The sequence below is a fragment of the Rahnella perminowiae genome (assembly GCF_019049755.1).
GTDB lineage: Bacteria > Pseudomonadota > Gammaproteobacteria > Enterobacterales > Enterobacteriaceae > Rahnella > Rahnella perminowiae.
The window spans coordinates 1-11,296 of sequence record NZ_JAFMOS010000470.1; the positions used below are offsets into that span (position 1 = coordinate 1).

An 11,296-nucleotide genomic window follows, 5' to 3' on the forward strand; every position below is an offset into this window, starting at 1 on the left:
ACCTGCCCCTTACAAGAAAAGACGCCGGGATCCGGGCAACTGCCATTATCTTAAAGGCCGAGAGCGAGCAGTTCTCACATTTGCTTGTTGCCAGCCGTTCTGAACAGCGGCCAGTTGCAACCCCAGCGCCCACAGTCCGATGTGGGCTTTTTTTTGTTTTACCTCCACACCTGCTTTCCTCCCGCAAAACTGTGATCCCTTTCATACTCCTGACTGCTATGTCTATACAACTATACATTCTGTGACTTAACTCAATTAACGCTTTATTTTTAGCCAGCGAGTTGAGGGAAGACAGATGATAAAACTTGGCAGCAAGATACATGATCTGGGGAAAGCCCTGATGACGCCTATCTCGGTAATTGCCGCCGCCGGGATTTTTTTAGGTCTTGCAGCTGCATTGCAGAACCCGGCGGTCACCGGTGAAACCTTCACTCAGATGAAAACATTGCAACTGGTGATCGGCTTTATCCGTCAGGTGTCGGGTGCGCTGTTTGCCAACCTGCCGCTATTTTTTGCGGTTGCAACGGCCATGGGGCTGGCCAATGCAGAGAAGGCCACGGCGGCCTTTTCCGCAGTGATCGGCTTTGTCGGCCTGCATGTCGGGGTTAATTACAGCCTGCTTGCCCAGAATATTACCCCGGAAACCATTACCGTCGCCAAACTGACAGCGAAGGGTATGACCGAAAGTGACGCGATGATTTACGCCGCGGAATTCACCAACACACTGGGGATCTTTACCTACAACATGAGTGTGCTGGGCGGGGTGCTGGTCGGGCTGATCACGATGTGGCTGCACAACCGCTTCTATACCATCGTGCTGCCGACGGCGATCGCGTTTTTTGGCGGGCGGCGTTTTGTGCCGATTGTGACCGTGCTGGTGCTGCCGGTCGTCGGCGTGCTGATGTCGCTGATCTGGCCGACGATTGCGCAGGGGATCCAGTGGATCGGCGAACTGATCGGGCGTACCGGGGAGATCGGTACCTTTATTTATGCCACGTCAGAACGTTTGCTGATCCCAACCGGCTTGCATCACATTATCAATGAAACCGTGCGCTTTACGCCAATTGGCGGCGTGACTACGGTGGATAACCAGAGCATTGTCGGGGCGCTGAATATCTTTAATGCCGCACTGGCAAATCCGGGCCTGATCCCTGATGCCGTCACGCAGCAGGCAACGCGCTTCCTGGCGCAGGGGAAAATCCCGGTAATGATGTTCGGCCTGCCGGCGGCAGCGCTGGCGATGTATCACTGCGCGCGTCCGGAACATAAAGGCCGCGTGAAAGCCCTGATGCTGGCAGGTGGGCTGGCGTCGTTTACCACCGGGATTACTGAACCCCTCGAGTTTTGCTTTATTTTCGTCTCGCCGGTTCTGTATATCCTGCACGCGGTGCTGACCGGTTTGTCGTTCGTATTAATGCAAATGCTGCATGTGATGATCGGTAACGTGCAGGGCGGGGCGATCGACTTCCTGATCTTCGGTGTGCTCGGTGGCAGCCGCACGCACTGGTGGTATCCGCTGATCCTCGGCATCATCTACGCGCCACTGTATTACTTCTCTTTCCGCTGGGTGATTCTGCGAATGCAGATAAAAACGCCGGGGCGTGAGGATGAAAATGATGCCGAAGAACGTGCAAAACCGGCGCAGGGCACGGGCGAAAAAACCAAAAATATTATCATCGGACTGGGCGGCGAGGGCAATATTACGGCGGTCGACTGCTGTTTCACCCGTCTGCGCGTGAAGGTGAAAGATATGGCTCAGATACAGGATGGCACATTAATGAAAACCGGCGCGATGGGGGTGAAACGCATCACCGACACGGACGTGCATGTGATTTATGGCCCGCAGGTTGAACAGGTGGCGAATCTGGTGAAAGCAGAGTTGTCGGGCATTGCCTGACGGCTCTTAAGCTTTAACTTTGGCATGGACGCTGAAGCCATAGTTTTTCTGGTTGTAGTAGACATCTGATACTTCAAACAGCGTGCCGTCGGTGAACGACACAATTGCGTGGGAATGCAGTACCGGCTGGTCGCGTGACAGGTTCAGTGCGAGACGTATCTCGTTAGATGGCAGTTCTGCTGAAATCAGTTTGGTGCTGCCCGCAGGCTGGAAACCTTTCGAGCGGATATAAGCATATTTTGACGAGGTCATGGCAGCGCGGGTGATATCCGGGAACCGGTCGCACAGCATCCAGCATTGTTCATACACAAACGGCTCATCACCGAGCAGACGCAGGCGGATCATAAAGTAAACTTCAGTACCTGCCGGAACATTCAGCTCGCGGGCGATGTCTTCACTGGCCGGCATACGGCGAAATTCCTGCACCTGATTTTCAATCCGCTGGTTATTTTCCCGGGCGACTTCGCTGGCAGTGAGATGCCGGTCGAGCGGCAAAATAATTTTCTGTTGTTGCGGTGGGGCAACCACAAAGGTGCCCCGACCGCGAAAACGGGCTACACGCCCCTGACGCACCAGATAATCCACCGCTTTTCGCGCGGTCATACGCGATACGCCATAGATTTCACACATAGCCGCTTCGGTCGGGATCGGATCACCGGGGCGGATTTCGCCGGTGCTTATTTTTTCGGTAAGTTGCTGCTCAATTTGCAGATAAAGTGGTGTGAACGAATTTTTATCTATCTTCATTAATTCTTACCTCCGATCATTGTAAATTTAACTTAAGAATAATTGTATGGTCAGCTATACAAATCAGCCAGCCACTCTGTTGGTTTTCTGTCCGAAATGGGTTTCAGCACACACAAAAAAGAAAGGTTGCTGACATCAGCAACCTTTGTGCATTTTGAAACCTTTTCGCCGGAATCAGGCGTTATTCAGGCAACAGCGCAGTAGAAGTGAATCCGCACGGGCCATTTTCCTGATTTTTGAAACGCCAGCAGTGTTGATGGTATTTCGCGACCGAATTCCGGTGCGCCACACTGATAACCGAAGTGTCCGGCAATTCGCTCAGCAGCAGAGCGTATACCTGTTGTTCGGTTTCGTCATCCAGTGCACTGGTGGCTTCGTCGAGGAACAGCGTATCGGGTTTAATCAACAGCGCACGGGCAAAGGAGAGCCGCTGTTGTTCCCCTGGCGAAAGGCGCTGGCTCCAGTTGGCGTAATCATCCAGAATTTCTACCGCCGCCAGATGCGACAGGCGACATTGTGTCAGTACCTGTTGCAACTGTTCATCCGTATATTCACGGCTGGCGTCAGGATAACTGAGCGCATCGCGCAATGTGCCAATTGGAATATAACTGCGCTGTGGCAGGAACAGATAACGTTTACCTTCCGCCAGTGTAATATTGCCCGAACCGTAAGGCCAGATACCGGCAATCGCGCGCAACAGCGTTGATTTACCACAGCCGGACGGCCCGGAAATCAGCACACGTTCGCCCGGTTGCATGGCAGCAGAAATATTACAAAACAGCGGATTACCGTTCGGCAGGTTTAGTGTCAGTTGATCAAGCTGTAAGGCGTGTCGGGTACTGGTGCCTACACTGATCCCGCGCGGCTGAGCGTTAACCTGATCGATTGCCGCATTGAAACCGGCAAGGCGGTTAACGGTGGCTTTCCAGTTTGCCAGATCGGTAAAGGCATCGATGAACCAGGACAGCGCGCCCTGTACCTGACCGAATGCTGAGGCAATCTGCATCAGGGCACCCATCTGGATCGCGCCGGAGAAATAGCGCGGTGACGCCACCAGTATCGGGAAGATATTGGCAAACTGGGCGTAAAAGTTGGACGCGACATTCAGGCGACGGGTGACGCGCATGATTGACCACCAGTTGGTTTTGATGGACTCAAACTTGCCCGTCAGCTGGTCGTGCTCGTTTTTCTCGCCATGATATAACGCGATAGCGTCGCTGTTTTCCCGAATACGAATCAGGCCAAAACGGAAGTTAGCCTCAAACCATTCCTGATTAAACCCGAGTTTTACCAGGGGCTTACCGATATACCAGATGATAAAGGAACCCACGGCGGCATACAGCAGGGCAAACCACAGCATATAGCCGGGGATTTCAAAATGATGGCCTGCCAGCATAAAATTCAGCGGCCCGCTGATGGACCACAAAATGAACACGAAGGAGAACAGCGTCACCACGCTCGACAGCAGACCGAGCACCAGAGAAAGAGTCCCGCTGGTCAGGGCATTCAGGTCGTCGGAAATACGCTGATCGGGGTTATCCACCTGGTGCTGATGCTCCGTGTAATAATAGGCGTGATTGGTCAGCCACTTCTCCATATACTCTTCTGTCATCCAGCGCCGCCAGCTCATTTGCAGGCCTTGCGTCAGGTAAACCCGGTAGATGGCAATGACGATAAACAGCAGCGCCAGCCAGGTAAATTTCCACAACTGGGCTTTGAAAACCGGATAGTTTCTGTTTTGCAGCGCGTCATAAAAGACACGGTTCCATTCGTTAAACTGTACGCTGAGGTACACGCCGGCCAGTGAAAGGATGATGATAGTGGTCAACATGCCCCAGGCACGCCACTTTTCTTCTGAGCGCCAGTAAGGCTTAATTAACTGCCAGACGGCGCCCCATTGCGCCGATTTCCCAGGTTTTTTAGTCATAATTGCCATGTGTAATCGATATGTTGTAAAACCAATCATCCCAGAATGAGTGGCTCAGTGCGATAGGGCAATGAGCCACTTGTAAGGATGTTTTTCCAGCACGAAGCTCTGTAGACCACAAAAGTAGAAGGATGTTTGATGAAAGTCGCAGTGAATTTACTGCTGGTGGCAGGATGTTTTACCAGTGTTCAGGCGTTGGCTCAGATTGATGAACCGGATATCAGCGCCGATTGTGTTAAAGCCGGGATTTATGCCGCTGCCGGAAAAGTGGCTTACCAGCAGGGCGAGATGGGCAAAGCCCGGGAGATTTTCCGTAATCAGGTCGCCTGGAGCGAGTTTTGCCATAAGCCGCAGGATCAGATCGCCACGGCCTACAACAACATTGCGCTGACCTACATAAAGCAGGGCGATTATCTGAAAGCCAAAGCCTGGCTGTTGCTGGCGCCTGCTGACAAAAAATCACAATACAACCTGAGTCTGATACAGCCAAAACTGGATGCCTTGCCGCCAGCGGAAAGCCCGGCAGGGATTTACTGGCAATATGCGGGCTTTGGCAGCTGGAATATCGTTGAAGTGAAAGCCGAAGAGGCACAGTTCAAAATTGATTTCAGCGGCTTATATATGGGGCAAATGTCGCTCTACTATGGCCCGAACATAGGAGAGTTTTCCGTGGTGACGGCCATTAAAGATAACCACGCGGTTTATCATGAAACCGACGACGCCTCCGCTGCGGGTGACGAGTGCAGCGTTGACATGAACTTTGCGCCACAGAGCGTTAAACTTCACACCACCGGTGACTGCGGTTTTGGTCACAACGTGCAGGCCGAAGGCGAATTTGTGCGGGTGACGCAGTAAGTATCAGAAAGAGCAACCCAGGCTAATTGGTTTTGCGCTCCTCCCCTTCGCAGGGGAGGAGCCGATCGATGTATGCCTTTAGCAGAAGAGAGCGCCGGCTCAGTTTATATTCATTGCGGCCACTTCATTTCACCTTTCAATACTTTTGCGCTCAGGTCTAAAGAGGATTCTTCTTTAAGCTGCGGGTAATGTTTTTTCATTGCAGCAATAAGTGCGGCGGAATCTTTCGCTTTCGGTAATTCTTTTTCCAGCGTCAGCAGATACTGACGGGTAAATTTCACCGACTCCACGCTATCCGGCGCACCTGGCAGGAAATGGCCCGGCACCACCACTTGCGGATGCAGACCGGTCATTTCATCAAGCGTTTCTACCCACTGTTGACGGGATTTCGGTGTCTGCGTATCTGCTGTCCAGACATGCGTGTTATTACCATTGACCAGCACGCCGCCCGCTACCGCTTTCAGCGACGGGATCCACACAAATGTCCGCTCTGCGTTCACCCCCTTCACTTCAAATTTATGACCTTCCAGTTCAAACGTTTTCCCTTTCAGTGGCTCGGGAACCACGACAGATTTTGGCGCGTTGTCTTTAAGTTGCGGGCCCCAAAAAGCGACCTTGCCGTCTTTGCTGGCGTTGATCTGATTGACGGTGGCCTGCGTGGCGATGATTTTTGCTTCCGGGAAGGCGGCGTGAATGACGTCCAGCCCGAAGTAATAATCCGGATCGGACTGGCTGATGTACACGGTAGTCAGTTTTTTGCCGGTAGCTTTGATCATCTCCACCAGTTTCTCTGCATCATTGCGCTGGAACTGGGCGTCGATCAGCACCGCTTCTTTGTCCCCGGTAATAATTTCAGAGGAAACCGGGAAAGCGCTTTTTTCACCGGGGTTGTAAACGTCCATTTTCAGTGCGCTGGCGGCATGAGCAGACAGGCTGCTGCCCAGCAGGGCGGCGAGTAACGTCAGATGTTTCAGATGCATGGGATTTCCTCAGAGGTATAAATAATCACATTCAGTAAGCATCTACTGTACGTTGCATAATCCGCAGGAAAAACCGGATAATGTGCAACTGTTTGTTGCATAAACCGGACGAATCATGGACAGAATTACCGCTGCACAAGTGTTTGTTGCCATTGTTGAACGCGGAAGCATGGTCAGTGCTGCCGAATCGCTGAATATGTCGCGGGCGATGGTGACGCGTTATCTGTCGGAGATGGAAAAGTGGTCGGGCGCACGCCTGCTGCACCGTTCCACCCGCAAACTTAGTCTGACGGATGCGGGTGAAAATACGCTGGCCCGCTGCCGGAAAATGCTGTCGGTAGCGGCCGAGATGGGCAGCGTGGCGGATACAGGAAATGAAGCGTTACGCGGATTGCTGCGTCTGAGTTGTTCGCAGTCTTTCGGACAGGGTGCCGTGGTGATTGCGGTCAGCGAGTTTTTGCGGCGACATCCGCAGTTGAGCATCGATCTTCAGCTGGAAAGCCGGGCGATCAATCTGGTGGAAGACCGTATTGATATGGCGCTGCGTATCACTAACGATCTGGACCCCAATCTCATCGCCCGGCCCCTGGCACAATGTCCGTCGATCGTCTGTGCGTCCCCGGCTTATCTGGCCGCGCAGGGCACACCGCAACATCCGCAGGATCTGGCGGTTCACAATTGTCTGACATACACCTATTTCGGCAAAAGCCTGTGGCAGTTTGAGCGCCAGGGCGAAAAGGTTGCGATTCCGGTGAGCGGAAATCTGAGCGCCAACGAATCGCTGGTGCTGCTGACCGGCGCAGTGGAGGGCGCGGGGATAGTCATGCAACCTTATTATTCGGCAGCCCCGCTGATTGCCAGCGGGCAACTGGTTGCCTTACTGGGTCAGTGGCAGCCACAGGGAATGGGAATTTATGCGATTTACGCATCACGGCGGCAAATGCCTGCCGCGTTGCGTGCATTGCTCGATTTTCTGGTGGCGTGGTTTAAAAGCCACCCGCGCTGGCTGTCACTGAAAGAAGAAAAAAATTGATCCGCTGAATCCCTGGAATCGGTTCCTTTTTTGTCTGAATGTGTTTTGTATAATCTTTTGTTATGTAAAGAATTATGCGGATATCGGGTGCGTTTCAGGCGCTCAGGGCACAGACTGCGTCTGGTCAAAAGTGTGATCAACGTGGTATTTAAGCCCTTCCGGCGCAATGCCGGTGCCTTTAACCATAACAAAAATATCCGGAGTTTTTATGCCTGTCGCACTTCTGGCACTGGCGCTCAGCGCGTTTGCCATCGGTACCACCGAATTTGTCATCATGGGGCTGCTCCCCAACGTGGCGGGGGATCTGCATGTCAGTATTCCTTCTGCAGGCTGGTTAATCAGCGGATATGCACTGGGCGTAGCGATTGGCGCGCCGATCATGGCTGTACTGACGGCGAAACTGCCGCGCAAGAAAACCCTGCTGCTGCTGATGAGCATCTTTATCGTCGGTAACGTGATGTGCGCTCTGTCCTACAGTTACGGTTTCCTGATGCTGGCACGCGTGATCACTGCGCTGTGTCATGGCGCATTCTTCGGGATTGGCGCCGTGGTAGCGGCAAGTCTGGTGGCACCTAACCGCCGCGCCTCTGCGGTGGCCCTGATGTTCACCGGTCTGACGCTGGCTAATGTGCTGGGCGTTCCGCTCGGTACCGCGCTCGGACAGGCTTTCGGCTGGCGTTCAACGTTCTGGGTAGTGGCGGTGATTGGTGTGGCATCGCTGTTCGCGCTTTATAAGAAGCTGCCAGATAAGAAAGAAGAAGAGCCGACTGATCTGCGTAAGGAGATCCGTGCGCTGGGCAGCCTGGGGTTATGGCTGTCGCTGTCGATCACTATTTTCTTTTCGGCGGCAATGTTCGCGCTGTTCACTTATATCGCGCCGATTTTGACACAAATCACCGGCGTGTCTGAACATGGAGTCAGCTGGACGCTGCTGCTGATCGGCCTCGGTCTTACCATCGGTAACGTGCTGGGCGGACGTCTGGCGGACTGGCGTCTGGGGATTTCGCTGACCATGACATTCCTGATGATCACGATATTTTCCGTGTTGTTCAGCTACACCAGTGCTCATCTGGTGGCGGCAGAAATCACACTGTTTATCTGGGCGATGGTGAATTTCGCGGCAGTTCCGGCGTTGCAGGTCAACGTTGTGACTTACGGTAAAAACGCGCCAAACCTGGTATCGACCCTCAATATTGCAGCCTTTAATGTCGGCAATGCCCTGGGTGCCTGGGTGGGTGGCGCGGTGATTGAACGCGGAATGGGGCTGGGCACCGTGCCGCTGGCAGCGGGCGCACTCGGCGCTACCGGCTTCGTATTGTGTGTGATCACTTTCCGTCGTGCGGCGAAGAAAGTGAAAAAAGCGGCCGTGTAATTTTGCCGCTGAAAACGTCAGGGCCATGTGGGATGTCTCCGGTGTGGCCCTGACGTTTGGGCTCAGCGCATCAGCGCCGCCTCAAGATCCCCGGCGAAGCGTTGCGCCTGCTGATGGCAGTGCTCAATAAAGGTGCTCACCAGCGCGGAAGCGGGGCGGTGCAACGGTCTTATCAGGCTGACGGTGAACGGCACGGCGACGCTGAATTCCCGCAGGACGAGTCCGTTGTCACCATAATCGAGTGCAGTCAGCGGGTTGACGATAGAGACGCCCGCGCCTTCCCTTACCATACTGCATACCGATGCGGCGCTGTGGGTTTCCATCACCAGCCGTCGCATAACCTGTTGTTCCGTAAACAACGTATCCAGCAACTGGCGGTAACTGTCCGTTGCTGACAGACTGATAAAATTCAGGCCGCTGAAATCCTGCGGTGTGAGGCGCGGTTTGGCTGCCAGTGGATGTCCGGCTGGCAGCACACAGACTTCATTCAGCGTCAGCAGCGTTTGCCGCTCGGTCCCGGCGGGCGTCTGAGTGTTTTCCGTCAGTCCTAAATCATGGCGCTGCGCCGACAGCCACTCTTCGAGCAGCGGTGATTCTTGTGGCACGATATTGAAACTGACCTCAGGATAGCGGTCGAGAAACGGCTTGCAGACCGCAGGCAACAGCGACTGGCTGAATACCGGCAGGCAGGCGATCGACAGTTGCGCCTGCTCAAACTGGCGGATGCCTTCTGCCGCGCTGATGATCCTGTCCAGCCCGTAATATGACCGCTGCACTTCCTCAAACAGCCGTAAACCCTGCACGGTCGGATACAGCCGCCCGCGCAGGCGTTCGAACAATTGCAAATCCAGTAACTTTTCACAGCGTGCCAGCTCGCGGCTGACTGTTGGCTGTGACGTATTGAGCAACGCGGCGGCTTCGGTCAGATTGCCAGTGGTCATTACGGCATGGAAAATTTCGATATGGCGCAGGGAAATCGCTGGCATGGTTTTATCCGCTGGACGATGACAGTAACCCATATCATAAATGAATAGACTTGCCTGAAATAGATATTTTATCAGTGTTGCGCCACGCGGCATACTGAGGGAAATATGACTGAATTCACCTGACGGAAAATCTTATGCCACGCGCCCTGAACGACATGTCCACCGCACTTAACGCCGCGAATTTACGGGCCCTGCCGCAACAATTTGGCTGCCCTGTGTGGGCATATGACGCTGCAATTATCAAACAGCGTATAGCGCAGTTGCGCCAGTTTGACGTCATTCGTTTTGCGCAGAAAGCTTGTTCTAATATTCATATTCTGCGCCTGATGCATGAGCAGGGTGTGAAGGTCGATTCCGTTTCTCTGGGTGAAATTGAACGTGCACTGGTGGCCGGTTTTATTCCGGGCGGCGAAGACAGCGAGATTGTGTTTACCGCTGACGTGCTGGATCAACCGACGCTGGAACGTGTGACCGCGCTGAATATTCCGGTGAACGCCGGTTCCATCGACATGCTCAGCCAGATTGGTCAGCACCAGGCCGGACATCCGGTGTGGCTGCGCGTTAACCCGGGCTTTGGTCACGGTCACAGCCAGAAAACCAATACCGGCGGAGAAAACAGCAAGCACGGGATCTGGTATGCCGATTTACCGCAGGCACTGGCGGAGATCGCCCGTTACGGTCTGAAACTGGTGGGCATTCATATGCATATCGGTTCCGGTGTGGATTACGGTCACCTTGAGCAGGTTTGCGATGCGATGGTGCGTCAGGTGATTGAAACCGGACAAGATATTGAAGCGATATCCGCCGGTGGCGGTCTGTCGATTCCCTATCATTTTGAAGAAGAATCCATAGATACCGGCCATTACTTTGGCCTGTGGAACCGTGCGCGTGAGCAAATCGCCGCGCATCTTGGCCATGAAATTAAACTGGAGATCGAACCGGGTCGTTTCCTGGTGGCAGAGTCCGGTGTACTGGTGGCGCAAATACGCGCGGTGAAAAATATGGGCAGCCGTCATTTCGTGCTGTGTGATGCGGGCTTTAACGACCTGATGCGTCCGGCGATGTACGGCAGTTATCACCATATTTCGCTGTTACCGGCCGATGGCCGCGATGTCAGCGGGCAGCCGCTGACTGAATCGGTGATTGCGGGGCCGCTGTGTGAGTCCGGCGATGTCTTTACCCAACAGGCAGGCGGCGGCGTTGAAACCTTCCCGCTGCCACCGGTAAATATTGGCGATTATCTGGTGTTCCATGACACCGGGGCTTATGGCGCATCCATGTCATCGAACTACAACACCCGACCGCTGCTGCCGGAAGTGTTGTTTGAGAATGGCGTGCCGAGATTGATTCGTCGCAGGCAGACGGTGGAAGAGTTAATTGCTCTGGAGCTTTAGTCTTTGCTCCTCCCCCTGCGAAGGGGGAGGAGGTTTTAAATACAAAGCAATGAGTTAAAGCACACTTTGAATTTAGTTTTTGACCTTAATACCCCACCCCAGCCC

9 protein-coding genes are annotated in these 11,296 nt (G+C 53.8%); 5 read left to right on the plus strand and 4 right to left on the minus strand.

Going from position 1 to position 11,296, the window contains the following annotated elements:
- Positions 1-295: 295 nt before the first annotated feature.
- A complete protein-coding gene (locus J1785_RS08615) occupies positions 296-1,897 on the plus strand; it encodes a PTS transporter subunit EIIC (RefSeq protein WP_129954919.1) in 1,602 nt (533 codons plus the stop codon).
- Positions 1,898-1,903: 6 nt separating this feature from the next.
- On the opposite strand, the gene J1785_RS08620 is transcribed toward J1785_RS08615, so the two are convergent.
- Together J1785_RS08620 and J1785_RS08625 are read right to left on the minus strand one after the other, a co-directional pair.
- On the minus strand, positions 1,904-2,644 hold the full coding sequence (locus J1785_RS08620) for a GntR family transcriptional regulator (protein ID WP_129954920.1): 741 nt from the start codon (positions 2,642-2,644) through the stop codon (positions 1,904-1,906).
- Between the two features lie 181 nt (positions 2,645-2,825).
- Positions 2,826-4,580: an ABC transporter ATP-binding protein/permease gene (locus J1785_RS08625; protein WP_217219227.1), complete on the minus strand. Its 1,755-nt coding sequence runs from the start codon at positions 4,578-4,580 to the stop codon at positions 2,826-2,828.
- 129 nt (positions 4,581-4,709) lie between these two features.
- Between J1785_RS08625 and J1785_RS08630 the strand changes: the two genes are divergently transcribed.
- Entirely contained in the window at positions 4,710-5,426 is a 717-nt protein-coding gene (locus tag J1785_RS08630) for a tetratricopeptide repeat protein (RefSeq protein WP_129954922.1), read from the plus strand.
- A 110-nt stretch (positions 5,427-5,536) separates the two neighbouring features.
- On the opposite strand, the gene J1785_RS08635 is transcribed toward J1785_RS08630, so the two are convergent.
- Positions 5,537-6,406 carry an MBL fold metallo-hydrolase gene (locus tag J1785_RS08635; RefSeq protein ID WP_129992037.1) on the minus strand — a complete coding sequence of 290 codons (870 nt, stop codon included), beginning with the start codon at positions 6,404-6,406 and terminating at the stop codon, positions 5,537-5,539.
- A gap of 115 nt (positions 6,407-6,521) precedes the next feature.
- Here J1785_RS08635 and J1785_RS08640 point away from each other — a divergent pair, with 115 nt between their 5' ends.
- A complete protein-coding gene (locus tag J1785_RS08640) occupies positions 6,522-7,439 on the plus strand; it encodes a LysR family transcriptional regulator (protein WP_217137787.1) in 918 nt (305 codons plus the stop codon).
- Between the two features lie 208 nt (positions 7,440-7,647).
- The gene (locus J1785_RS08645) at positions 7,648-8,811 is read left to right on the plus strand and encodes an MFS transporter (protein ID WP_129954925.1); all 1,164 of its coding nucleotides are present in this window, start codon (positions 7,648-7,650) and stop codon (positions 8,809-8,811) included.
- A 62-nt stretch (positions 8,812-8,873) separates the two neighbouring features.
- Here the strand turns inward: J1785_RS08645 and J1785_RS08650 are convergent, their stop codons facing one another.
- Positions 8,874-9,797 (minus strand): LysR family transcriptional regulator, encoded by a 924-nt coding sequence (locus J1785_RS08650; protein WP_217219228.1) that lies wholly within the window; start codon positions 9,795-9,797, stop codon positions 8,874-8,876.
- Between the two features lie 134 nt (positions 9,798-9,931).
- Between J1785_RS08650 and lysA the strand changes: the two genes are divergently transcribed.
- Positions 9,932-11,191, plus strand: a complete 1,260-nt coding sequence (gene lysA, locus J1785_RS08655; protein WP_217156819.1) for a diaminopimelate decarboxylase — start codon at positions 9,932-9,934, stop codon at positions 11,189-11,191.
- The last annotated feature ends 105 nt before the right edge of the window (positions 11,192-11,296 follow it).